This is a genomic window from Nocardia sp. NBC_01377 (assembly GCF_045040005.1).
GTDB classification, from domain to species: Bacteria; Actinomycetota; Actinomycetes; order Mycobacteriales; family Mycobacteriaceae; genus Nocardia; species Nocardia noduli.
Genome location: NZ_CP109566.1, coordinates 7,656,498 through 7,680,651, shown reverse-complemented (window position 1 = coordinate 7,680,651; position 24,154 = coordinate 7,656,498). Strand labels below are relative to the sequence as shown.

Below are 24,154 nucleotides of genomic sequence, written 5' to 3'. Positions count from 1 at the left end.
CCATTCTAATGCCGTTGAACAGCACAAACACTTTTCGATTCAGCGGGAGGTGACGATCAGGGAGCGGCTCAGTTCGGCGGGGGTCGCGCAGCCGGACAGCCCGAGCGCGGAATCGAAATCGGCGAGCAGCATCCGGAGCGCGTGCCGCACGCCATCGCGGCCAGCCAGGCCGAGACCGTACACCCACGGGCGGCCGTACAGCACCGCTTTGGCACCCAGTGCCAGGGCGATCAACATCTCCGAGCCGGTGCGGACGCCCGAGTCGAACAGGACGTCCGCGCGATCGCCGATGGTGGCGATCACGGCGGGCAGGGCATCCAGTGCCGCGACCGAACCGTCAACCTGACGGCCGCCGTGATTGCTGACGACGATCGCGTCTGCGCCCGCGTCGACCAGTTGCCTGGCGTCGTCGGGGTGCATGACACCTTTCACCGCGATCGGCAGATCGGTCCACTCCCGCAGGTGAGCGAGGTCGGACGGGCGCAGATCGTGATTGCCGAACAGACCGCGCCAGGCGAGGACGGCGGCCCGCATCGCCTCGGGGCTCTCGTGTGGGGGCGCGGCGAGGCGGTCGAGGAATACCGGGTCGGTCAGGTAGTTGGCGATCCCCTTACCGTGCAGGAAGGGCAGGTGCGCGACCTCGAGATCGCGGGGCCGCCAGCCGAGGGTCGGGGTGTCGACGGTCACCACGATCGCGGAGGCCCCGGCACGCTCGGCGCGCTCGACGAAGGATCGCGCCAACTCGTCGTCGGAGGGCCAGTAGAGCTGATACCACCAGGCGCCCGCGGCCGCGCCGACCTCCTCGATCGGCGTGGACGCCGCGGTGGAGAGGACGGTGCCGATGCCGAGTTCTCGCGTCACGTCCGCCACGATCACCTCGCCGCCCTCGTGCATCAATTCGAGCACCCCGATCGGAGCGGTGAGCACCGGTGCGGCCAGTCGCGTGCCGAGTACTTCCACCGACAGATCACGCGCATCGGGTCCGGTCGTGCCGCGCAACATTCGCGGCAGGATGCGATGGCGGTCGAATGCCGCGCGATTGGCCGCGGCGGTCCGCTCGGACGACGCGCCGCCCGCGACGTAGGCAAAGGCGGACCGCTCCAGTTCACGCTCCGCGCGTTCCTCCAAACCCGCTGCCGTCATCGGCAATTCGGGCACGCCACCTACCGATCCGCCCTGGTAGATCTCGTTTTGGAAGTCGACGAAATTACTCACGCCGGGAACGGTAGCGCCTCCGGCTCATCCGCGCGGCCCGGCGGGCGAATCGAAATCCAGGGATTACATACCGGGCTCGGGTCTGTGCGAATTCGGCAATATTCGCACCGGCAATGCGGACGGGTTCGCGTGCGGCGGACGGGTACCCTTTTGCACGCAAGAATCGATGTCGCCGGTGACCGGGTGACTCGCCCCGGAATCGACCGGTGGCGGCCCCGGCGGGACACGGCCGAGACACTCACGTGCGACACGAGTCGCGGAGAGGCGGAGCAGTGCGCGCTATCAAGCTGAACGGTTTCGGCGGCCCCGAGGTCATGACATGGGGCGAGGCGCCGGATCCTCGGCCGGGGCACGCGGAGGTGCTCATCGATGTCGTGGCGGCGGGCGTCAACCGGGCCGACCTCCTGCAACGGCAGGGCTACTACTCGCCGCCGCCGGGATCCAGCGAGATCATGGGCCTGGAATGTTCGGGCGTCATCGCGGAAGTCGGCGAGGGCGTGCGGGATTGGCAGGTCGGTGACCGGGTCTGCGCGCTGATGTCCGGTGGCGGCTACGCCGAACGCGTCGTGGTGCCCGCCGCCCAGTTGCTGCCGGTGCCGCAGGATTTCGATCTGGGCGCGGCGGCCGGACTACCCGAGGTGGCCGCGACGGTCTGGTCGAATCTGGTGATGACGGCGGGTCTGCGAGCCGGGCAGCTGGTGCTGATCCACGGCGGCGGCAGCGGCATCGGCACCCACGCGATCCAGGTGGCTGTCCAGCGGGGCGCGCGGGTGGCGGTCACGGCCGGTTCGCCCGAGAAATTGCAGCGCTGCAAGGAACTCGGCGCGACGGTGCTGATCAACTATCGCGACGACGATTTCGTCGCCGTGGTACGCCGCGAGACCTCGGGCGCCGGCGGCCCCGGCGCGGACATCATCCTCGACAATATGGGCGCGGCCTATCTCGCGCGCAATGTCGAGGCGCTGGCCGCGCACGGGCATCTGGTGATCATCGGTATGCAGGGCGGTGTCACCGCGGAACTCAATCTCGGTGCGTTGCTGGCGAAATGGGGGACGGTGCACGCGACGAACGTGCGCGGCAGGCCCGCGTCGGGTCCGCACAGCAAGGCCGAGATCATCGCCGAGGTGCGCGCGCAGCTGTGGCCGCTGGTCACCGACGGCGCCATCGTGCCGGTCATCCACGCGGAACTGCCGATCGCCGAGGCCGCGGACGCGCACCGGTTGCTCGAATCGTCGGAGGCGTTCGGCAAGGTCACGCTGCGCGTGCGGGACTGAGGCCCGCCGCGGGCGGGTCCTCGAGGCAGTGTCTGTTCGAGGACGGCGCCCTCACGAGCGCTTCTACTCGAGGGCGGTTCTGCCCCGATAGCGGTGCCTACTCGAGCTCAGTGCCTACTCGAGGGCGGCGAGCGCCCGGCCGAGCTGGTCGATCTCGAATTTGGTCGTGTACGGGGCCAGGCCGACGGTCACCGCGCCGCCCTCGTCGTTGACGCCGAGCGCGTCGAGCAGGCGGCTGCCGCCGTGCACGCCGCTGAGCGTGCCGATACGGGCGTCGGCGAGTTTGGCCGCGACCTTCTCGGCCTGCATGCCCGACAGCGTGAAACTGACCGTCGGGATGCGGGTAGAGGCGCGGCCGATCACCGTCAGATTCGGGATCTTGTCCAGGGTGTCCATCAGATGCTCGAACAACTGATCGTGATAGTCCTGTAGCGAGGTGATGGAGATCTCGAGTCGCTCGCGGCGGGTACCCGAGGCACGCTCGTCCAGGCCCGCCAGGAATTCGATGGACGTCGTCAGCCCGGCGAGCAGGGCGTACTGGTGCCCGCCGACCTCGAGCCGTTCGGCGCCTTTCGCGTAGGGGTTCAACGACATCGACGGGATGCGGTCGAGGAAGGCCGGATCGCGGAAGACCAGCGCACCGATCTGCGGGCCGCCCCAGGCCGGTGCGCTCAGCGCGACGACGTCGGCGTTGAGTTCATCGATATCGATCAGCGCGTACGGCGCGGCGCCGAACGCGTCGGCGACCAGCAGGCCGCCCACCTCGTGCACGCGGTCCGCCGCCACCCGCACGGCGGGGGCCGATCCGACGATCGGGGACGCGGCGGTGAGGGCGACCAGCCGCGCCGTCGGCCCGATCAGCTCCTCGAACTGCCACGACGGCATCTCGCAGGTCTCGATCTCGACCTCGGCCCAGCGCACGTGGGCGCCGTAGCGGTTGGCTATCCGCAACCACGGCGCGACATTCGCCTCGTCGTCCAAACGGGACAGCACGATGCCCGTGCCGAGCCCGAGCCGGGAGCTCAGCGACTCCGCGAGCCAGGCCAGCAACACCGCCCGATCGGGACCGAGGACAACGCCCGCGGGATCACCGCCGACCAGATCGGCGACGGCCTCGCGGGCCGCGTCCAGGATCGCGGCACTGCGCACGGCGGCGCCGTTACGCCCGATATGAGAGAACGACGACGTACGGAAACCCGTTGACACGGCACGGGATACCGAATCCGGAACCAGCATGCCTGCCTGCGGATCCAGATGGATCCAGCCGTCGCCCAGGGACGGTATCAGGCCCCGAACCCTCGCGACGTCGTAAGTCATGCTGGCCACTCTAAGGGCAGCGGGCAAGCCCATGTAACAGTGTTCCCCCCGAGGTTCCCCCCGACCGGCGCGGACGAGCGCGATCGCCCCCGGTTACGCGGCGGCGTGACAGGGCGCGGCGAACTGGGACTCAGCATGGCAACCGACTTTCGACAAATCCGAACCACACGACGACCCGAACAGTTTAGGACGCTACCGGCCCGCGCAGACGCCGACCGGCGAACAGCTCGGTCGGCTCGGTGTGCCCGACTCCCGCCTTAGCGCGATCGACCCGGATTCGACATGATGGAGATCATGACGCACTCGGATGACTCACCCGATTCCATCGTTGTGGTCGGTCCCGACGGACAGCACCTCGTCATACCGGCCGACGCGGGCACACCGCTGACCGGTCAGGTGGTGTCCGGAACCGGGAAGAAATCCGACGACCAGGACGATCGCGACGACGCGGGCGAATCGCTGGCCGACATGGTGGAGCAGCCCGCGAAGGTGATGCGCATCGGCACCATGATCAAGCAACTGCTGGAGGAGGTGCGCGCGGCTCCGCTCGACGATGCCAGCCGCACCCGCCTGCGCGAGATCCACCGATCGTCGGTCCGCGAGCTGGAACAGGGCCTCGCCCCCGAACTCCGTGACGAACTCGAGCGGCTGACCCTGCCGTTCACCGACGAGGCGATTCCCTCCGACGCCGAACTGCGGATCGCCCAGGCCCAGCTGGTCGGCTGGCTGGAGGGCCTGTTCCACGGCATCCAGACGGCGCTGTTCGCCCAGCAGATGGCGGCGCGGGCGCAGCTGGAGCAGATGCGCCAGGGCGCGCTGCCGCCGGGGTTGCAGTTGGCGGATCCGCACGGCGGGCGACCGGACCATGTCACCGGCGGCTCCGGTCAGTACTTGTAGTGCTCGGACGGCCCTGCGGGTCGCGAAATCCGGCGCGATCGTATACGCACCAGCGGGTCCGCACGGGATTCGGGACAGGTAGTGTCGTGCACCGTGCCCGCCGCTGCCGCTCGACCCGACTCCGATGTGAGTACGGTGCGTCCTGAAGAGAGCCAAGTGCGTTCAGATGACAGCTCGGTGGAATCTGCTGGAGCAGAGGACACCCGTGGATCGGAAGAAGAGAATTCGGTGATCACCGAGGACTCGACTACCGCCGACGATGCCGGCGCTCCGGTGATCGGCGTCCCGACCGAGCCGCTGGTGTCGGACTCGCAGACCTTCCGGCGCGCCTTCAAGGATTTCCGCGACGGCCTCACCCAGCGCGAGCTATGGCTGTCGCTGGGCTGGCAGGACATCAAACAGCGCTACCGCCGCTCGGTGCTCGGCCCGTTCTGGATCACCATCGCGACGGGCCTGCAGGCGGCGGCCATGGGTGTGCTGTACGCGACACTGCTCGACCAGCCGCTGCGCGAATACCTGCCCTACGTGACCGTCGGTCTCATCGTCTGGAACGTGATCTCGGCCAGCATCCTCGAGGGTTCGGAAGTCTTCATCGCCAACGAGGGCCTGATCAAACAGCTTCCGTCGGCGCTGAGCGTGCACGTCTACCGACTGGTGTGGCGGCAGGTCCTGTTCTTCGCCCACAATATGGTCATCTACCTGGTGCTTCTCGTCGCGTTCAGCGTGTGGAAGAACCTGGGCTGGTCGAGCCTGCTCGCGGTGCCCGCGATGGTGCTGCTGTTCCTGAACGCGATGTGGGTGTCGATCGTCTTCGGCATCTTCAGCACCAGGTACCGCGATATCGCGCCCATCCTCAGCAGCACCACGCTGATGCTGTTCGTGCTGACACCGGTGATGTGGACGACCAAATCGCTGCAATCGCAGATGGGCGCGGGTGAGCGGGCCCGGCTGGTCGAGATCATCCCGACCTTCCACTATCTCGAGATCGTCCGGGCGCCCCTGCTCGGCGAGCCGCAGGCGCTGCGGCACTGGGTGATCGTCGGCACGATCACCGTGGTCGGCTGGATCATCGCGGTACTGGCGATGAAACAGTTCCGTTCGCGCGTTCCTTACTGGGTATAAGGAGGCTCCCCGGTGACCTCTCAGGTGAGTATCGAAACCCATCAGGCATGGGTCGAATTCCCGATCTTCGACGCGAAATCGCGGTCGTTGAAGAAGGCCTTCCTCGGCAAGGCAGGCGGGGCGATCGGACGCAACCAGTCCGATGTGGTCGTCGTCGAGGCGCTGCGCGATATCAATCTCGCGCTGAAGGAAGGCGACCGGGTCGGGCTGGTCGGCCACAACGGCGCGGGTAAATCGACGCTGCTGCGGCTGCTCTCGGGGATCTACGAACCCTCGCGCGGCAGTGCCCGCATACGAGGACGGGTCGCGCCGGTCTTCGACCTCGGCGTCGGTATGGACCCGGAGATCTCCGGGTACGAGAACATCATCATCCGCGGCCTCTTCCTCGGTCAGACCCGCAAGCAGATGCTGTCCAAGATCGAGGAGATCGCCGACTTCACCGAACTCGGCGAATACCTGTCGATGCCGCTGCGGACCTATTCCACCGGTATGCGGGTGCGGCTGGCGATGGGTGTGGTCACCTCGATCGATCCGGAGATCCTGCTGCTGGACGAGGGCATCGGCGCGGTCGACGCGGAATTCATGAAGAAGGCGCGGCTGCGGTTGCAGGAACTGGTCGCGCGTTCCGGCATTCTGGTGTTCGCCAGCCATTCCAATGAATTCCTCGCGCAACTCTGCGATTCCGCGCTGTGGATCGACCACGGACAGATCCGGCTGCGCGGCGGTATCGAAGAGGTGGTGCGCGCCTACGAAGGACCGGAAGCGGGCAATCACGTCGCGACGGTGCTGCGCGAGCTGGGTGCTGAACGCACGCGGGAGCTGGGAGCCGAACGCCCGGCGCACGGCGAGAAATCCGACGATCGAGAACTGGAGCGCAATCCGACATGAACGAGCCGACCGGGAGCGATGTCCCGATCGATGCAGGGGTGTCGCACCCGGTCGACTCCGACGACTATCCACCGCTGTTGGACGTCTCGCTGGTGCAGCCCGAGGCGGGAACCGGCCCCGACGCGCGGATCATCGCCGTCGTCGTCACGCACAAGCGGCGCGAACTGCTCGCCGAATCGCTGAAAGTACTTGCCGCGCAGTCCCGGCCGGTGAATCACCTGATCGTGATCGACAACGGTAACGAGCCCGAGGTCGCGGAGTTGGTGCGCGACCAGCCCATCGAATCCACCTATCTCGGTTCGGCCCACAATCTCGGCGGCGCGGGCGGTTTCGCGCTCGGCATCCTGCACGCGCTCACCCAGGGCGCGGATTGGGTGTGGCTGGCCGACGACGACGGCAGGCCCGAGGGGGCCGAGGTGCTGTCGATCCTGCTGGATTGCGCGGCGAAATACGGCCTGGCCGAGGTCTCGCCGGTCGTCTGCGATATCGACGAGCCGGATCGGCTGGCCTTCCCGCTGCGCCGCGGCGTGGTGTGGCGGCGGCTGCGCTCGGAACTGGGCGAGGAGGATTTCCTACCCGGTATCGCCTCGTTGTTCAACGGCGCGCTGATCTCCGCGAAGGCGGTCGATCTGATCGGCGTTCCCGATCTGCGGCTGTTCGTGCGCGGCGACGAGGTGGAAGTGCACCGCAGGCTGGTCCGGTCCGGTCTGCCGTTCGGCACCTGCCTACAGACCGCCTACCTGCACCCCAACGGCGCGGAGGAATTCAAGCCGATCCTCGGCGGCCGGATGCACACGCAATACCCGGACGACCCGGTGAAGCGCTATTTCACCTACCGCAATCGCGGTTACCTGATGGCGCAGCCCGGCATGCGGAAGCTGTTGCCGCAGGAATGGATTCGCTTCTCCTGGTTCTTCCTGGTGACCCGGCGCGATCCGGCGGGATTGCGCGAATGGTTCCATCTGCGCTCGCTCGGACGGCACGAGCAGTTCGGCAAACCCGACAAACAGCCGCCCGATACGCAGGCGCCGGAGAAGTAGGTCGAGCCGACGCGCACGGCACGGAATCGTCGCAGGTAGAAAATGCGTTGCGTGGGTTTCGGGGTCGTGCGAGAGTGTGTGCACCAGCGAGAGAGACGAGGAGGTGGAGTCATGAAGGTCAATGCTCGGATTGTCGTGTCCGGTCGAGCCGCGCATACGCGCGCCGCCACATGGAATTCCACCTCGAAACTTTCTCGCTGAGTCCTGCCGGGCTCGGCGCCCGCAGAAGGACTACACCTACCCATGGTCGAGAACGACCTCATTCCTTACGGCTTGAACGAAGCCATCTCCGACGAATACGAACGAATCCTCGCCGACGGGTGCGTGCCCGCGCGCGTGATCCGCATGGACCGCGGCGAATGCGATGTCGCGACCTTCACCGGAATCGCCAGGGCGCGGTGTCCGCGTTCGGATTCCGAGCTCAGCGGACTGTGCACCGGTGACTGGGTCGGCATCGACCAACAGTTGAATGTGCGCCAGTTGCTGCCGCGGCGTTCGGCCATCGTCCGCTCCTCGGTATCCGGGAGATCCGAAGGGCATGTGCTCGCCGCCAATGTCGATACGGTGCTGATCTGCACCGCGACGGACGGCGATGTGGATCTCAACAGGATCGAGCGGATGCTCGCCCTGGCCTGGGAGAGCAACGCGCAGCCCGTCGTGGTGCTCACCAAAGCCGATGCGGCGGAATATGTTCCGCTCGACGAGGTACGGGCGGTCGCGCCGGGAGCCGTCACGCTGGCGGTGAGCGCGACGACCGGGGTCGGCCTCGACGTGCTCACCGCGACGCTGGAGGGCACCGTCGCGTTGATCGGACCGTCGGGCGCCGGTAAATCCACGCTCGCGAACGCGCTGCTCGGCGCGGAGGTGTTCGCCACCAACACGGTGCGCGCGAGCGACAGGAAGGGCAGGCACACCACGGTGCATCGCGAACTGCGCCCGCTGCCCGGTGGCGGCACGCTCATCGACACCCCCGGACTGCGCGGCATCGGACTCTGGGATGCCTCCGATGGCATCGAACGAACCTTCAGCGATATCGAATCCTTCGCGGGCCGATGCCGATTCGGCGACTGCGCGCACCGGAGCGAACCGGGATGCGCTGTTCGCGCGGCCATCGACAGCGGGGAACTGACCGAGCGGCGGCTGGAGAGTTACCGCAAGCTCGCCAAGGAGAACGAGTGGATGCGCGCGCGCACCGACAAGCGTTTGCAGGCCGAGCGGGAACAGGTGTGGAAGGACATCACCAAACAGCAGCGCCGGAACTACCGGGACCGGAGCTCGCGCCGCTGATCGTGGGGAACCACGGTAGATTCGGCACGCACACACGCGATCCTGGGAGAGATGGATGAGTTACCCCGGCGGAAATTCGCCTCAGGGCCAGCCGCAGCCCGGACAGTGGCCGGGCGCACCCGGCCAGCAGGCGGGTCAGCCGTACGACGCACCGCAGCCGTACGGACAGTCGTCGCCGCAGCACCAGCAGGCACCGCAGCAGCCCTACGGGCAGCCGCAGCAGTTCGGGCAGCAGCCCGCGCCGCAGTTCGGCGGTCCGCCGGGGCAATTCGGGCAACAGCAGTGGCAGCGGCAAGGTCCGCCCGCGCCGCCCGGCATCACCGTCAACACGTCCTACCTGTGGACGGCGTTCCTGCTCGGGCTGCTGGTCAAGCCGAAGATCAAGATCAACGGTCAGCAGGTGCCGAACACCCGGTGGGGCGACAACCATATTCCGGTCGGGCCCGGCACCTACCACGTCTGGATCGCCACGCCGTGGCTGTTCGATATGGGCCCGGGTGAGATGCCGGTTCAGGTCGGCCCCGGACCGGGCGCACGTGTCTACTACAAACCCCCGGCCGTGTTCTTCCTCAAGGGCGCGATCGGGTTCGGGCCGCAGAAGACACCGGGCATTCTGCTGGTCTGGCTTCCGCTCGCGATCGTCGCGGTGCTCACAGTGTTGCTGTTCGTGCTCGCGCTGGCGGCCTCGGTCTGATTCCGACGGGCGTCGGACCTCGCAGGTCCGACGCCCGTTTTCCGGTCGTCGCGCCGTGTGGCGGGCCGCCCGCAAACCCTATGCAACCAGTTGCATAGGGTAGTGGTCTACGCTTAGTGTGCAAAGCGCGGACGGCCGCGGGCGTCTGTCGACCTGCGGCACATACGACAGGAGCAGGTAATGACGGAACCGGCATCGAAGCCGCTCGCGGGCAAGACGTTGATCATGTCGGGCGGTAGCCGCGGCATCGGTCTCGAGATCGCCAAGCGCGCGGCGGCGGACGGCGCGAACATCACCCTGATCGCCAAGACCGATCAGCCGCATCCCAAGCTCCCCGGCACCATCCACACCGCGGCGGCGGAAGTGGAAGCGGCAGGCGGCCAGGTGCTGGCGTTCGTCGGCGATGTCCGTATCGATGAGTCCGTGGCCGAGGCCGTGCGTCAGACGGTCGAGCGCTTCGGCGGGATCGACCTCGTGGTCAACAATGCCTCCGCCATCGATCTGTCGCCCACCGACGCGATCTCGATGAAGAAGTACGACCTGATGCAGGACATCAACTGCCGGGGCAGCTTCCTACTCTCGAAACTCAGCATCCCGCATCTGCGGGCCTCGGCGAAGGCGGGGAACAATCCCCATATCCTCACCCTCTCGCCGCCGCTGAACCTGGACCCGAAATGGGCGGGTTCCTCGCTGGGCTACACCATCGCCAAATACGGCATGTCGCTCACCACGCTCGGCCTGGCCGAAGAACTCAAGAACGACGGCATCGGCGTGAACTCGCTGTGGCCGCGCACCACCATCGCCACCGCGGCGGTCAAATTCCTGCTCGGCGGCGACGAGATGATCGCGACGTCGCGCACCCCCGATATCTACGCCGACGCGGCCTACCTGGTGCTGACCTCGCCCGCGGAGAAGACGACGGGCAATTTCTTCATCGACGACGATGTACTCGCCGCCCACGGCATCACCGACCTGGACAAGTACCGCGTCACCCCCGGCGACGGGCCGCTGACCACCGACCTGTTCCTCTGAGAGCCCGGTGGCCGCGCCCCTGGACACGGCCACCGGTTCCCGCTCGGTCAGTCCGCCTTTATCCCGCACAGCCGTTCCCAGTTCGAACGGCTGGTGAGTTCGGGCATGGCGGTGCGGTACTGCTTCTGGAGTGTGGGCAGTTCGTCGCGCAGGCGACGCAGCACGCGGATGGTGCGCAGCAGCAGGGCACGGGCACGCGCCTTGTCGCGGCGGCGGATCCGGACGCCCGATTGCGAGGCGTCGGTGACGACGACATGGTCGAACAGCGAGACATGCCACCAGTAGGCGTCCTCGCGGGTGACCCCGATCAGACCGTGCTGGGTGCGACCGAACCACTGGTTGATGGCCCGCTTGACGAGCACGAGCATGGTCCGGCTCGGTTCACCGCCCGCGCGACGGATCTGGATGTCCGCGGAGGGCACCGGCGGCGTCGCGGCCGGATACTTGATCGTCTCGGCGTAGTCGGCACGACTGGTGCGCGCCTCGGCCAGCGCGGCGATACCGCCGTCGCGCAGGATCTTCGGTCCCTCGAGGAAATCCTCGATGCCCTGAAGGGTGGTGTGCACGAGGCCGTACTGCATGGCGACCAACTGTTCGGCCAGATCGCGGAACAGTTTGCGGGTGATCGCCTTGCCGTCCAGATCCGTGTGCAGTGACCCGACGATGAGCGAGTTGCGGGTGCTGAAGTAGCGCGCCCAGTCGTCATAGTCCTTCCAGTAGAAGTCGGCGTGCCAGACTGCCGCGTTCGGCAGGGTGACGGTCGGGAAACCGTGCTTCCTGGCACGGACACCGTATTCGACGTCGTCCCACTGGAAGAAGATCGGGACGGGCAGGCCGATCTCGGCGACGACTTCGGCCGGGATCAGGCAGGTCCACCAGGCGTTGTAACCCGCGTCGACGCGCCGCTCCTGATTCTTCTTGAGCATGCTGGTGTTACGCAGCGCCTTGGATACCTTCTGCCCGTGCTTGAGCTCGTGCAGGTGCACCTCTTCGGCGCCGACGTTCAGGTAGTCCGGGTTGAGCAGGAACAGCATCTGCGCGCCGACCAGCATCGGTTCCACCGTGGAGTTGGCGAAGGCGTTGAGCCGCAGCACCGTCTCCGGTTCGCACAGGATGTCGTCGTCCATCAGGATGACGTCGGCGTGCTCGTTGGCCGAGGACACCTCGTAGAGCCCGCGGGTGAATCCGCCCGCGCCGCCGAGGTTCGGCTGACGGATGTAGCGGAGTTTGTCGCCGAAGACCGGGCGGGTCTCCTGGAAACGCGGCCGGTCCTGCACCAGATCGGTGCCCTGGTCGACCACGTAGACCGCGTCGATGGCGGCGAGCACGGTCGCGTCGGAGGCCAGCGCGGCCACCGTCTCGGCGCAGTCGGCGGCCCGGTTGAAGGTGCAGATCGCGATGGCGACCGGGCGGACCCGCTCGGGCGCGACCGAGGTCCAGGTCAGCTCGGTGATGCCGAGGTCGCCGCCGAGCGCGTCGAATTCGAGCCACAGCGCGCCGCCGTCGACGTACTGGTCCAGCGGCGCGCTCAGCGTCACCGGACCGCTCGCGGTGACCTTGGTGGTCTGGATGATCCGGCGGTGCCCGGCGATATCGGAGGCGACCAGCCGGACGTTCGCCTTGCCGACCACATCGAGCACCATGGTGGTGCGCACTTCGGTGACGGTGGTCCAGCGTTGCCAGTAGGCCGCGGCGAAGCGGCCGAAGTAGGTGTTGGTGTGCGCCGTCGCGCCCTTCTCCAGGCGCAGGGCCAAACGTTCGCGGTGTCCGCGACCTTTGACCACGGCGTACAGCTCGTCGCTGACCTTGGCCGAAGGTCCGGTGAAGATTCCACGCTGCAAGACCAGCCGATCGGGCGCGCGGTGGTCGCCGCGCAGCGAGGCCGGCGCTGATTCGGCGCGGTCGTTCGTTTCGGTAACGGCCTGGGTAGCCGACTGCTCCATGAAGTTCCTCGAAATCCTTACTGTGCCGACGGGGCAGACACGCCCCTTGACGCCGATCGCGGCGGGGCCGAGGATATCAATCCGCGCCTTGGCCTGCCCGCCCAGCGACCGGATGATCCGGTCGGTTCGGTCATGCGACGACCAACTCCGTACCCGTACACCGCGTTCACCCTATGCCTGATTCCGACCATCCGCGGCGCGCAATGCCTCGGCCTCGTCCGATTTCTCGGATTTTCCGGTGAACACGAATTTGTCATAGGCCCAATACCGGAAGACGACGGCGACGATCTGGCCGATCAGAGTTCCGGAGATGTTGTCCGACAGCGGTGAAGAAAGATCGAGAACATAGCGGGAGAAACCCAGGCAACCCAGCTGGAGTCCGATCGCGGCCACGTTGAATACCGCGTAGAGCAGGTATTCCCGGCCCGGATTCTCGGTCTGCTTGTGAGAGAAGGTCCACCACTTGTTGCCGAAATAGGTGACGACGGTCGCGACCGCGATCGCGATGATCTTGGCCTGTAGCGGAGCGTGATGCAGAACACCCTCGCCGCCCCAGAAGACCAGCAGATTGTAGGTGCCCGCGTCGACCAGGAAACCGATCGCTCCGACGACGAGGAACGCCGCGCCCTGGCGTAGACCCGCGATCAACCGCGACAACAGCGACGCGGGGGCTCCCGCCTCCTGCGTCGGCGGCGGTTCCGACGCGGACCCCGACCGGCGCGGAACCGACACGGGCTGTTCGGGGTAGGACACCGGGCGACGGTACCCCATCGGGCTCGACGCACGCGGCCCGTGGCCGGAGCCGACCGGATGCGCGCCGTACCCTGTTGCCCTGTACCCTCCCGGTGTTCCCATTCACCGCCGACATCGAGGATTGACCCGGGTGGATTCCACCGAGCTTCGCATTGCCGCCGTGGTCCCGTGCCACAACGAAGAGGCTTCGGTCGCCAAGGTCGTCGCCGACCTGCAGGCCGCCGTGCCGGGAATCGTCGTTTACGTCTACGACAATCTCAGCACCGATAAAACCGCCGAGCGGGCCCGGGAAGCCGGTGCGATCGTGCGACACGAGCACACCAAGGGCAAGGGCAATGTGGTCCGCCGCGCCTTCGCCGATATCGAGGCCGATATCTATTTGATGATCGACGGCGACGACACCTACGAGGCGTCGGCCGCACCGCTGATGATCAAGACCCTGCTCGACGGTCCCTACGATCACGTGCTCGGCGTGCGCAAACAGGACGAGACCGGAACCGCGTATCGCACCGGCCACGAAACCGGTAACCGGGTGCTCAACGGAGTGGTCGGCAAGGTATTCGGCGAGAATGTCGAAGATATGCTCAGCGGTTTCCGGGTATTCTCCCGTCGATTCGTGAAGAGCTTTCCGGCGGTATCGCGTGAATTCGAGATCGAAACAGAACTCACGGTGCATTCACTACACCTGCGGGTGCCGCACGCCGCGGTACCCGTCGGCTTCCGCGATCGTCCCGCGGGCAGTGAGTCGAAACTGCGCACCTACCACGACGGTTTCAAGATTCTGGCGCTGATCATCGGATTGGCCAGGCACGAGCGGCCGGTCGCGTTCTACGGCCTCGCCGGAACGCTGAGCTGGCTCATCTCGATCGTGCTGACCATTCCGATCGTGATCGAGTTCTACAACACCCACGAAGTGCCTCGATTCCCCACACTCTTCCTCGGTTTCACCCTGTTGCTGCTCGGCAGCCTGGCCTGGACGGCGGGCCTGATCCTCGACGGCATCCGCCGCTCGCGGCACGAGGCCGCCCGATTGGTCTACCTGCGCTATTCCGCGGTCGGCTCGGACGACGTGCGGGCGATCCGGCCTGGTGGTGACAAACCCACCGGCGGAGTCACGCGGTGACCACCTCCGCCGATCCCGCGCCCAACACCGAATCGGGCGACTCCGCGTCGGAAGCGCACGTGGACTCGAACGGCAACGGCGCTGAGAGATCCGACGCCGAGAGATCCGACGCGAAGGCAACGGACACGACGAAGGCCGACCCGGTGGCAGCCGACACCGCGAAATCCGAGGCCGTGATGGCCCCGCCGACATCGCGGATCGGTTCCGGTATCCGCCGATCCGCGCAACGCTACGGCGCACCGCTCGTCGCCCGCTGGGGCGCGGCGACCCTGGCGTTCACCCTGATCGCCGGGATCTTCGGCGCGCTGTTCGCCGTGGTGACCCCGCCCTTCTGGGGACACGACGAGATCACCCAGTTCGGCCGCGCCTACCAGGTCGCGCACGGCGGCGTACTCCCCCAGCGCATCGACGACACCCGCGGTGTCGCCTACGGCGGCGACGTTCCCGTCAGCGTGACGGAACTGATGGGTTACGCGCTGCGTGACTACACCAGCAACCCCCAAGAGCCCGATCCGATGATCGAGGATCCGGCCGTCTACGACCGGTTGAAGGACGCCGCGGTCGGCGACACGGTCGAACCCGTCTGGTTCACCAATACCGCTGCCTACTCGCCGGTGCCGTATCTGCCCGCGGCCCTCGGTATCCGGATCGCGGAGGTGACCGGTCTCGATGTCGGCGGCCTGGTGTTGCTGACCAGGCTGGCGGGGCTGCTCGCCTATCTCGCGGTAGTCGGATTCGCGCTGTGGACCCTTCGGGCGCATCGGGTGCAGTGGCTGGCGTTCGCCGTCGCGGTGCTGCCCATCGCGGTGTTCCAGGCGGGCACCGTCACCGCTGACACGCTGACCAACGCGCTCGCCATCCTGGCTTCGGTGCTGCTGGTGAAGGGCCTGTTCCTCGGCGAGCGGCTGCGCGGCGTCGAAACCGCCGCGCTGCTGGCCGCGACGGTGCTGCTTCCGGTCAGCAAGCCGACCTACGTGCTGTTGGCGATGCTGATCGTCGTCGTGCCCGCCGACCGGTTCGGTTTCACCGGTCCGCGGCGCTGGATTCCGTGGGGTTTCGCGGCGGCGGGCGCGCTGTCGTTCGCGGTCTGGATGAAGATCGCGGCGCCGACCGGCGACGGTATGGGCCTGATGCGTCCGGAGCACCAGTGGAAATCGGTTCGCCCGGGTGATCAGTTGAGCGACATCCTCGGTGATCTCCCGAAATTCGTCTCGACTTTCGGCGACAGCGTCGTCTACCGCGATCAGCGCTGGTTCACGCAGTTCTTCGGCGAACTCGGTTTCGCCTATATCGACGTGCCCGCCATCTCGGTGCTGGCCTGCCTGCTCGCCTTCGCGGTGAGCGTCGGCATCGCCGAGCGCATGAATACCGCGACGGCGACCACGCGCCGCACGGTCATCGTCGCGCTGACGGTGGCCGCCAGCGTCGCGATGATCTACGTGACGCTGTACATGTCGTTCACGCCGGTCGGGTACTACATCATCGACGGTGTGCAGGGGCGCTATTTCGTACCGCTGGCCATCCTGGGCGTCGCCGTGCTGCTGCGGTGGATATCGTTGCGGCTCACCGATTCCGAGGGCAGGACGCCCACCTGGGGACCCGCCGTCACGGTGATCGCGGCGTCGACGGTCGCGCTGATCGCCGCGCTGGCGAAGTATCACGCCATCGTCTGGGGCTGAGCCGACGGCCAGCCCCGGCCCCGTGCTCGGGCCGGGCGGACTACTCGGTTCCGAGGGTCTGCTCGCCCGCCTGGGCGTAAGCGCGTTCGGTGCCCGCCTTGTCGGGGCGCCACCATGATTCGTTGTCGCGGTACCAGTCGATGGTCGCGTCGAGTCCCGCGCGGAAATCGCCGTATCGCGGTGTCCAGCCGAGTTCGGTGCGCAGCAGACTCGCGTCGATCGCGTAGCGCTGATCGTGGCCGGGACGATCGGTGACATGGTCGAAATCGTCGGGATCGCGACCGAAAGCCTCGAGCAGCATGCGCACGACGGATTTGTTGTCGAGTTCGCCGTCGGCGCCGATCAGATATGTCCGACCGATTTGTCCCTTTTCCAGAATGTCCCATACCGCGCGATTGTGATCGTCGACGTGAATCCAGTCGCGTATTTGATGGCCCGCGCCGTAGAGCCGGGGACGAACGCCGTCGATCAGATTGGTGATCTGGCGTGGAATGAACTTCTCCACGTGCTGGTACGGACCGTAGTTGTTACTGCAGTTGGACAATGTGGCACGCACCCCGAAGGAGCGCGTCCAGGCACGAACCAGCAGGTCACTGGATGCTTTGGTGGCCGAATACGGACTCGACGGATTGTAGGGGGTCGCTTCGGTGAAGGCCGGATCGTCCGCGTCGAGATCGCCGTAGACCTCGTCGGTGGAGATGTGGTGATATCGGACGTCGTGTCTGCGCACGGCCTGTAGCAGCGAATACGTTCCGATGATATTGGTCTGGACGAAGGGCCACGGTTCCGACAGCGAATTGTCGTTGTGCGATTCGGCGGCGAAGTGCACCACCGCGTCCACACCGCTGACGAGTTCGTCGACCAGATCCAGATCGGCGATGTCGCCGTGCACGAAATCGATCCGATCCGCCACCGAATCCAGCGACGCCTTGTTTCCCGCATAGGTCAACGCGTCGAGGACGGTCACCGTCACATCGGACCGTTCGAGGGCTGTCTGCTGGACGAAATTCGCGCCGATGAACCCGGCACCGCCTGTTACGAGCAATCGCACACCCATGACCTTACGTGGGCCACATCGGGTTACGTCGCCGGATCGTCGCGACCTGGATCGAAGAAATCAATCATTCCAGAGGTGTGATCTTCATCACACTACCTGAAAGTAGGGAAACGAGCACGAGCCTTCTTCGGCCGGGAAAACCCTGTTCACAGTGCATATTTCAACAAACCCACCAAACCGCAAGTCTTTACGGTGAACAAGATTTGAATTGTCGGTCACGGTCGGTTCACCACGCGTTAGCTGGTCTCGATTTCTATCACCAGGTCCCCTCCGAACGCTTTACATCGAGGTTGAGAACCACATGCTGATGAGGAAATTCGCCGTCACCTCGGCGCTGCTGATCGCCGCTATCGGCGTCACCGCCGGTGCTGTCAACGCGGCCCCGGCTGCGCCGTCCACCGACGGTTCCGTCAATTTCACCGCGCACGCCACCGACACCCAGTCGATCATCACCACCGACTCCGGTTCCATCGTCGTGGAAAATGACACCCTGAAGGTCAAGGCCGCCGACGGCACCGTCGTCGCCGGCACCGAGCTGAAGTTCCGGGTCGACGAGTTCGAATTCCCGATCGCCGCGGAGATCGCCGGTAACACCGCGACCCTGACCCCGCAGGTCGACCTGGACAAGGCCGTCTACAAGCCGGTCGCCCTTCCCTACGAGGAGAAGGCGCCCTGGAAGAACGAGTACGACCGTGAGCTCGCGGCGTTCAACCGTCTGAAGGACACCATCAGCGTCGGCGCCACCATCGGCACCCTCGTCGGCGGCCTCAGCGGCGGCGCGATCGGCTGCGTCGTCGGCGCGGTCACCGCGGGCACCGTGGCCTCGGCCACCATCGTCGGCCTGTTCGGCCCGTTCATCCCGGCCGCCGCTGTCGGCTGCCTCATCGGCGCCAGCGCCGTCGGCTTCCTCGGCACCATCGTCGGCCAGATCTTCGTGACCGCTCCGGTCGCGATCGCCGCCGCGCTCCAGTACTTCGCCACCACCACCGCGCCGTTCGTCGCGCCGCCGGCGGCCAAGTAAGCGCTGGGCTCTTGCCTGACGCGCCGTAGAGATCGCTCGCGGCACAACTGAATTCGCTCGACCACGTCGAGCCGGAAACCCACCCCGCCGAATACGGCAGGGTGGGTTTCTTTCTGTCCGAGCTGGTCGCGCCGAGACGACGGGACCGTTCAGACGGAGAACCCCGCCCCGAATCATCGGGGCGGGGTTCGACTCGTCCGGCCGACCGTGGTCAGGCCGTCCGAGCTCGGTGCGAGGTCTCGATGACGGTGCGGACGAATCGCGCCGCCCGCCTCAGCGCCGCCCTGCCCTCGGGCAGATTCGGCGCGATACTCGTGAAGGCGTGGACCTGACCGCGCCACAGTTCGAGGGTGTTCGAGACACCCGCCGCGGTGAGCCTGCGTGCCATCAGTTCGCAGTCGTAGCGCAGCATTTCGTCCTCGGCGGCGATCAGCAGCACCGGCGGCAGATCCGCGAGCGCGCCGTTCACCGGCGACAGCATCGGATCGAGCGCCCCGTCCACCTCGGCGCCGAGCATGGCCACCGTGCGCAACGCCGCCAGCGGCAGATAAGGATCGCGGACGACGTTCATGTAGTCGCGCTTGGCGATGTAGTCCAGGTCGAGCAGCGGACTGAAGCCGATCAGCCCGGCCGGACCGGGCAGACCCGATTCGACCGCGGCGAGCGCGCAGGCGAAGGCGAGATATCCGCCCGCCGAATCACCCGCGAAGACGACGCGCGCCGGATCGGCGCCGTGCCGCAGCAGCCAGCGGTAGGCGGTCATGCAGTCCTGGACCGACTGGGTGATGCTTCGACCGGGCAGCTGACGGTAGGCGACATTGACCACGGGCAGTCCGGTGCGCCTGGCCAGGCTGGCGGCGACCGGGCGATGGGTCTCCAAGCCGCAGATCGCGAATCCGCCGCCGTGCATGTAGAGCACCGCGCCGTGCCGCAGCGCGCGAGCCGCGCCGGACGGGCGGATGATTTCCATGCGGAAACCGGCGAAACTCACCTGTTCGCGATCGATACCGCGCGGTCGCGGCCGCAGTCTAGCGAGATGGTCGATGGCGAACGCGCCGATCGGGATGGTCGTGCGGGTGATCGGGGCGACCCGCAGGATCGGCCGCACCACACCGCGACAAGCGGCGAGCAGCACCCGCGCCGACGCACTGGGACCAGCCGGATTGATGACGACACCGGTTTCGCCTGCCATCGGACACCTACTTCGACTCGGCGCGCCGATGCGGCCCGGCCGGTTGCTCCGGGACGATGTCGACGCTGACATCAAACACGGTGTTCATTCGAATGAGGTGTTCATTCAGAACACGGCCATTACAGAACACCATGTCATCGTGACCTATGCAACAGAATCGCCCCGACACACCTCGTAGCGAAACCTTCGTGATGAATTCGTAGGCCAGTCGGAACCTCCCCGACTCCGAAACAGGCACGGCTGGCAGACTCCTGGGCATGCGCGGAATCATCTTGGCGGGCGGCACCGGATCGCGGTTGCACCCGATCACGCGCGGGGTCAGCAAACAACTGGTCCCGGTATACGACAAACCCATGGTCTACTACCCGCTGTCCACCCTGATGCTCGCCGGTATCAGGGATATTCTCGTCATCACCACACCCGAGGACGCCGACGCCTTCGGCCGCCTGCTCGGCGACGGGAGTCGGTACGGCATCTCGATCAGCTACGTCGTGCAGCCCGAACCGGACGGCCTGGCCCGCGCGTTCGTTCTCGGCGCCGATCACATCGGCACCGAATGCGCGGCACTGGTACTCGGCGACAATATCTTCCACGGTCCCGGCCTCGGCACCAGCCTGAACAGGTTCGCCGGACTGAGCGGCGGCGCGGTATTCGCCTACTGGGTCTCGGATCCGACCGCCTACGGCGTGGTCGAATTCGCCGACGGGCGTGCGGTATCGATCGAGGAGAAACCCAAGACGCCGCGTTCCAACTACGCCATCCCCGGGCTGTACTTCTACGACAACGACGTGGTGGAGATCGCGCGCGGGCTGCGGCCTTCGGCCCGCGGGGAATACGAGATCACCGATATCAACCGCGCCTACCTCGAACAGGACCGGCTACGCGTCGACGTCCTCGCCCGCGGTACCGCCTGGCTCGACACCGGCACCTTCGACTCGCTGCTCGACGCCGCCAACTACGTGCGCACCATCGAAGAGCGCCAGGGCCTCAAGATCGGCGTTCCCGAGGAGGTCGCCTGGCGAATGGGGTATATCGACGACGACGAGTTGCGCGCCCGCGCCGAGCCGTTGGTCCGGTCCGGTTACGGCGCGTATCTGCTCGATCTGCTCGAACGCGGACGGGATTGGTGAGCATGGATATCCGGGAACTCGCGGTGCCCGGCGCGTGGGTGGTCACCCCGCGCCAGTTCCGTGACGAGCGCGGCGCTTTCGTCGAATCGTTCAAGGCGTCGGAGTTCGAGAAGGCCACCGGACGTCCGTTCGAACTGTGCCAGGTGAACTGCTCGGTCTCCGCCGCGGGCGTGCTGCGCGGCATCCACTACACCGAGGATCCGCCGGGCCAGGCCAAATACGTCACCTGCGTACGCGGGGCGTTCCTCGACGTGGTGGTCGACCTGCGGCCCGGCTCGCCCACCTACGGGCGCTGGGACAGCGTGCTGCTCGATGACGTCGACCGCCGTTCGGTCTTCCTCTCCGAGGGCCTCGGGCACGCCATCCTGTCGCTGGAGGACCAGTCGACGGTCACCTATCTGTGTTCGCTCGAGTACACCCCCGAATTCGACAGGGACGTCGACGCTTTCGACGCGACGCTGGCCATCGCCTGGCCGACCGTCGGCCGCGACGGCGCGCCACTCACCTACGTCCGCTCCCCCAAGGACACCGTCGCACCGCCGTTCGCCGCCGTGACATGACCGAACGCCGTACCCGTATGACGGGGTACGGCGTTCGGTTCCACAGCGGCCGAGGGATCAGCCCGCGAGCGCGATCTCCGGTTCGCGTGCTTCGGTAGCACGCCCGCGGAATTTCGGCACGAAGGCCAGCAGCGCGACCAGCGCGCCGACCGCCGCCACCGCACCGGCGAAGACCAGGCCGGGACGGTAGGCGTCGAGCATGCCCGCGGGCGAGGTGTCGGTACGGGCGCCCGAGGTGACGATCGCCGTGGTCACCGCGAGCACGATGGCCGCGCCGACCTGCATCGACGTCTGGAGAACACCGGCCGCGAGGCCCTGTTCCTCGTCCTCGATGCCGTTGGTGGCCTGGATGTTGATGGCGGGGAAGCCGACCCATCCGATGCCGATCAGCAGTACCGCGGGCAGCAGCATCGTCAGGTAGGACGGATGGTCGTCGAGCCGCAGGAACAGCACGTAACCGACGGCCATCACGACCAGGGTGACCGCGATGATGGGGCCGGTGCCGAAGCGGTCGACCAGTTTGTCGGAGAAGAACGCCGAACCGACCACCATCAGACCGACCGGCAGCAACGCCATAGCGAGTTTCAGCGGCGACCAACCGAGTGATTCCTGCATGTACAACGTCACGATGAACTGCCAGCTGAAGTAGGAACCCGCCACGGCCACGATCGCGATACTCGCCCGCACCAGTGACGCCTTGCGCAGGATGCCCAAGCGGATCAACGGATACCTGACCCGCTTCTCCACCGCGACGAAGGCGACGAACAGCGCGACGGCCACCACGAACGAACCGATGCTGCGCGCCGAGAGCCAGCCGACCTCGGGCGCGGTGACCACCGTGTACACCAGCAGCAGCATGGCCCCGGTCGACAGCAGCGCACCGAGGATGTCGTGGCCGCCTTCTTCGGCTGCCCCGTCCTTGGGCACCAGGAAGTAGCCCGCGACCAGCGCCGCGACGGCGATCGGCACCGGGAGCAGGAAGGTCCAGCGCCAGCCGACGCCGGTCATCAGCCCACCGAACAGCAGGCCCATGGAGTATCCGCCCGCGCCGAACACGGTGTAGATGGACAGCGCCTTGTTGCGTGCCGGTCCCTCGGCGAAATTCGTCGTGATGATCGACAGACCGGTCGGCGCGGTGAACGCGGCGGCCAGGCCCTTGACGAATCGGGTGAGGATCAGCAGCGGACCGGAACTGACCAGTCCGCCGAGTAGGGAGGCGACCGCGAAGACGGCCAGGGCGATCAGGAAGACCTTGCGGCGGCCGAGCAGGTCGGCGGTGCGTCCGCCGAGCAGCAGCAGGCCGCCGTATCCCAGGATGTAGCCGCTCACCAGCCACTGCAAGGTCGAGGTCGACAGGTCGAGTTCGGAACCGATGGAGGGGAGGGCGACTCCGATCATGGAGACATCGAGTCCGTCGAGGAAGAGCACGATGCACAGGGTGATCAGCATGCCCCAGAGCCGGGCGGACCAAGCGGTCGGATCGGTCGCCGTTCGGGCGGCCGAGAGCGTTGCTGGTGAAGTCATGCGGTGGACATTACATGCGCACGCATTAGATGCCAACACATCTAATGCGGTTGCATACGTTGCCGCCGGGGCCTAGAATGAGGCCATGTCGAACCCGTCGACGTCAGAGACAGCCCGGCGCGGCGAAGCGCCGACCGGGCTGGTCGACGAGTGGCGTCGACTGCTCGATCGGCACGCGGCCGTGAGCTGCGCCTTGGAGAAGGCGTTGCAGGGGCAGCACAACATCGGCCTCAGCGAATTCGAGACGCTGGACCGTCTGATCGACGCGAATTGCGGCGACTACCGGATGGCCGACCTCGCGGGTGACATCTACCTGAGCCAGAGCGCGCTCTCCCGGACAGTGGCCCGGCTCGAACGCGACGGCCTGGTACGGCGCAGCATGTGCGCCGAGGACCGCCGCGCGATCTTCGTCTGCCTCACCGAACGCGGCCGCGAGGTCTACGAGCAGGCCGCGCCGACGCACCGCGAGGTGCTCGCCCGCAACTGGGAATAGAACCCCCGGCCGGGGGAATAGAACCGGTCAGCGCAGGTCGTCGATCACCGTGCGCACATCGACCGCGGCCGCCTCGATACCGGCGAAGGCCTTGCGGTACCGCTCGATCTCGGGTTCCTTGTCCATATACACCGGACCGGTGAACGCCTCGATGTAGACGACCGGCGGCTCCGGCGGTTCGCCCATCCGGCCGTCGGGGAATTCGAGCATGACGAAACGCCCGGTCTCCATGCCGTCGTGATAGCCGGACTCGGTCGGCACCACCCTGACCCGCACGGTCGGCAGCTCGCACAGGCGAAGCAGGTGCTCCAGCTGTTCGGCGTGTACGCCCGCGTCACCGATCCGGTGCGTGAGAGCGGCCTCGGTGATCACCGCGTCCAGCCGCACCGGCGCCTCGGCGCGGACGACGAGCTGCTGACGGGCCGCGCGCAACTGCACGCGCCGGTCGATCTCGGTGGCCGGTGCGGACGGCCGCGCCGCGGCCAGCATCGCCCTCGTATAGCCCTCGGTCTGCAACAGGCCGGGAATCAGGGCGTGCTCGTAGGAGCGCAGCGCCCATGCCGCCTCCTCCAGCCCGATGTAGACGTCGTATCCCTCGGCGATCACATCGCCGTATCCGGTCCACCAACCCCTGGCCTTGGTCTCGCGGGCCAGCGCGGTCAGCGGGGCGACGATATCGCCCGGCGCGCCGTAGACCTTGCACATCGCCTCGACGTCGAGACTGCGCAGCGACGTCTGCCCGGTCTCGATCCGCCAGATCTTGGCCTCGGACCATTCCAGCTGCTGCGCGGCGGTGCGCGTGGTCATCCTGGCGCGATTGCGCAATTCCCTGAGATGTCGGCCGAGCTGCCGTCGCGGCATGGTCGACCCGGTCGTACCGTGCGGTAAAGCCATTACTTCCCCCTCGCGCCCA

The 24,154-nt window shown here is 66.8% G+C and carries 22 protein-coding genes; 14 read left to right on the top strand and 8 right to left on the bottom strand.

What is annotated here, in order from left to right; translation table 11 throughout:
- Positions 1–39 precede the first annotated feature (39 nt).
- On the bottom strand, positions 40–1,215 hold the full coding sequence (locus OG225_RS35330; protein ID WP_405179094.1) for an alpha-hydroxy-acid oxidizing protein: 1,176 nt from the start codon (positions 1,213–1,215) through the stop codon (positions 40–42).
- Positions 1,216–1,487: 272 nt separating this feature from the next.
- Here OG225_RS35330 and OG225_RS35325 point away from each other — a divergent pair, with 272 nt between their 5' ends.
- Complete coding sequence (locus OG225_RS35325; protein ID WP_405179093.1) at positions 1,488–2,489, top strand: NAD(P)H-quinone oxidoreductase; 1,002 nt, start codon at positions 1,488–1,490, stop codon at positions 2,487–2,489.
- A 114-nt stretch (positions 2,490–2,603) separates the two neighbouring features.
- On the opposite strand, the gene OG225_RS35320 is transcribed toward OG225_RS35325, so the two are convergent.
- Positions 2,604–3,806 carry a cysteine desulfurase-like protein gene (locus OG225_RS35320; protein ID WP_109522824.1) on the bottom strand — a complete coding sequence of 401 codons (1,203 nt, stop codon included), beginning with the start codon at positions 3,804–3,806 and terminating at the stop codon, positions 2,604–2,606.
- Positions 3,807–4,100: 294 nt separating this feature from the next.
- On the opposite strand from OG225_RS35320, the gene OG225_RS35315 reads away from it, so the two are divergent.
- The 7 genes from OG225_RS35315 to OG225_RS35285 all read left to right on the top strand — a co-directional run bounded on the left by OG225_RS35315 (position 4,101) and on the right by OG225_RS35285 (position 10,766).
- Positions 4,101–4,703, top strand: coding sequence for a bacterial proteasome activator family protein (locus OG225_RS35315; RefSeq protein ID WP_405179092.1), 603 nt, complete (start codon positions 4,101–4,103; stop codon positions 4,701–4,703).
- A 273-nt stretch (positions 4,704–4,976) separates the two neighbouring features.
- Positions 4,977–5,825 carry an ABC transporter permease gene (locus OG225_RS35310; protein ID WP_405183474.1) on the top strand — a complete coding sequence of 283 codons (849 nt, stop codon included), beginning with the start codon at positions 4,977–4,979 and terminating at the stop codon, positions 5,823–5,825.
- 12 nt (positions 5,826–5,837) lie between these two features.
- Positions 5,838–6,713: an ABC transporter ATP-binding protein gene (locus OG225_RS35305; RefSeq protein ID WP_405179091.1), complete on the top strand. Its 876-nt coding sequence runs from the start codon at positions 5,838–5,840 to the stop codon at positions 6,711–6,713.
- The gene (locus OG225_RS35300) at positions 6,710–7,753 is read left to right on the top strand and encodes a glycosyltransferase (RefSeq protein WP_405179090.1); all 1,044 of its coding nucleotides are present in this window, start codon (positions 6,710–6,712) and stop codon (positions 7,751–7,753) included. The genes OG225_RS35305 and OG225_RS35300 overlap by 4 nt, the downstream gene beginning before the upstream one ends.
- 243 nt (positions 7,754–7,996) lie before the next feature.
- Entirely contained in the window at positions 7,997–9,040 is a 1,044-nt protein-coding gene (gene rsgA, locus OG225_RS35295; protein ID WP_405179089.1) for a ribosome small subunit-dependent GTPase A, read from the top strand.
- Positions 9,041–9,095: 55 nt separating this feature from the next.
- Positions 9,096–9,734 (top strand): hypothetical protein, encoded by a 639-nt coding sequence (locus OG225_RS35290; protein ID WP_405179088.1) that lies wholly within the window; start codon positions 9,096–9,098, stop codon positions 9,732–9,734.
- Positions 9,735–9,914: 180 nt separating this feature from the next.
- Positions 9,915–10,766 carry an NAD(P)-dependent oxidoreductase gene (locus tag OG225_RS35285; RefSeq protein ID WP_216911004.1) on the top strand — a complete coding sequence of 284 codons (852 nt, stop codon included), beginning with the start codon at positions 9,915–9,917 and terminating at the stop codon, positions 10,764–10,766.
- Positions 10,767–10,813: 47 nt separating this feature from the next.
- On the opposite strand, the gene OG225_RS35280 is transcribed toward OG225_RS35285, so the two are convergent.
- Together OG225_RS35280 and OG225_RS35275 are read right to left on the bottom strand one after the other, a co-directional pair.
- Positions 10,814–12,709, bottom strand: a complete 1,896-nt coding sequence (locus OG225_RS35280) for a glycosyltransferase (RefSeq protein ID WP_405179087.1) — start codon at positions 12,707–12,709, stop codon at positions 10,814–10,816.
- A gap of 171 nt (positions 12,710–12,880) precedes the next feature.
- Positions 12,881–13,462 carry a GtrA family protein gene (locus OG225_RS35275; protein ID WP_405179086.1) on the bottom strand — a complete coding sequence of 194 codons (582 nt, stop codon included), beginning with the start codon at positions 13,460–13,462 and terminating at the stop codon, positions 12,881–12,883.
- Positions 13,463–13,592: 130 nt separating this feature from the next.
- On the opposite strand from OG225_RS35275, the gene OG225_RS35270 reads away from it, so the two are divergent.
- Positions 13,593–14,585, top strand: a complete 993-nt coding sequence (locus tag OG225_RS35270) for a glycosyltransferase (protein ID WP_405179085.1) — start codon at positions 13,593–13,595, stop codon at positions 14,583–14,585.
- Positions 14,582–16,264, top strand: coding sequence for a DUF2142 domain-containing protein (locus tag OG225_RS35265; RefSeq protein WP_405179084.1), 1,683 nt, complete (start codon positions 14,582–14,584; stop codon positions 16,262–16,264). Before OG225_RS35270 ends, OG225_RS35265 begins: the two co-directional genes overlap by 4 nt.
- 40 nt (positions 16,265–16,304) lie before the next feature.
- On the opposite strand, the gene rfbB is transcribed toward OG225_RS35265, so the two are convergent.
- Positions 16,305–17,315 carry a dTDP-glucose 4,6-dehydratase gene (rfbB, locus tag OG225_RS35260; protein ID WP_405179083.1) on the bottom strand — a complete coding sequence of 337 codons (1,011 nt, stop codon included), beginning with the start codon at positions 17,313–17,315 and terminating at the stop codon, positions 16,305–16,307.
- A gap of 307 nt (positions 17,316–17,622) precedes the next feature.
- On the opposite strand from rfbB, the gene OG225_RS35255 reads away from it, so the two are divergent.
- Positions 17,623–18,342, top strand: coding sequence for a hypothetical protein (locus tag OG225_RS35255; protein ID WP_109522831.1), 720 nt, complete (start codon positions 17,623–17,625; stop codon positions 18,340–18,342).
- A gap of 211 nt (positions 18,343–18,553) precedes the next feature.
- On the opposite strand, the gene OG225_RS35250 is transcribed toward OG225_RS35255, so the two are convergent.
- The gene (locus tag OG225_RS35250; RefSeq protein WP_405179082.1) at positions 18,554–19,534 is read right to left on the bottom strand and encodes an alpha/beta hydrolase; all 981 of its coding nucleotides are present in this window, start codon (positions 19,532–19,534) and stop codon (positions 18,554–18,556) included.
- Positions 19,535–19,791: 257 nt separating this feature from the next.
- Between OG225_RS35250 and rfbA the strand changes: the two genes are divergently transcribed.
- Both rfbA and OG225_RS35240 read left to right on the top strand, forming a co-directional pair.
- A complete protein-coding gene (rfbA, locus tag OG225_RS35245) occupies positions 19,792–20,664 on the top strand; it encodes a glucose-1-phosphate thymidylyltransferase RfbA (RefSeq protein WP_405179081.1) in 873 nt (290 codons plus the stop codon).
- Positions 20,665–20,666: 2 nt separating this feature from the next.
- Positions 20,667–21,224, top strand: coding sequence for a dTDP-4-dehydrorhamnose 3,5-epimerase family protein (locus OG225_RS35240; protein WP_405183473.1), 558 nt, complete (start codon positions 20,667–20,669; stop codon positions 21,222–21,224).
- A 57-nt stretch (positions 21,225–21,281) separates the two neighbouring features.
- On the opposite strand, the gene OG225_RS35235 is transcribed toward OG225_RS35240, so the two are convergent.
- Positions 21,282–22,748, bottom strand: a complete 1,467-nt coding sequence (locus tag OG225_RS35235; protein ID WP_405179080.1) for an MFS transporter — start codon at positions 22,746–22,748, stop codon at positions 21,282–21,284.
- Between the two features lie 85 nt (positions 22,749–22,833).
- On the opposite strand from OG225_RS35235, the gene OG225_RS35230 reads away from it, so the two are divergent.
- Positions 22,834–23,241 (top strand): MarR family winged helix-turn-helix transcriptional regulator, encoded by a 408-nt coding sequence (locus OG225_RS35230; protein WP_405179079.1) that lies wholly within the window; start codon positions 22,834–22,836, stop codon positions 23,239–23,241.
- Between the two features lie 27 nt (positions 23,242–23,268).
- Here the strand turns inward: OG225_RS35230 and OG225_RS35225 are convergent, their stop codons facing one another.
- A complete protein-coding gene (locus OG225_RS35225; protein ID WP_405179078.1) occupies positions 23,269–24,135 on the bottom strand; it encodes a helix-turn-helix domain-containing protein in 867 nt (288 codons plus the stop codon).
- Between the last annotated feature and the right edge of the window lie 19 nt (positions 24,136–24,154).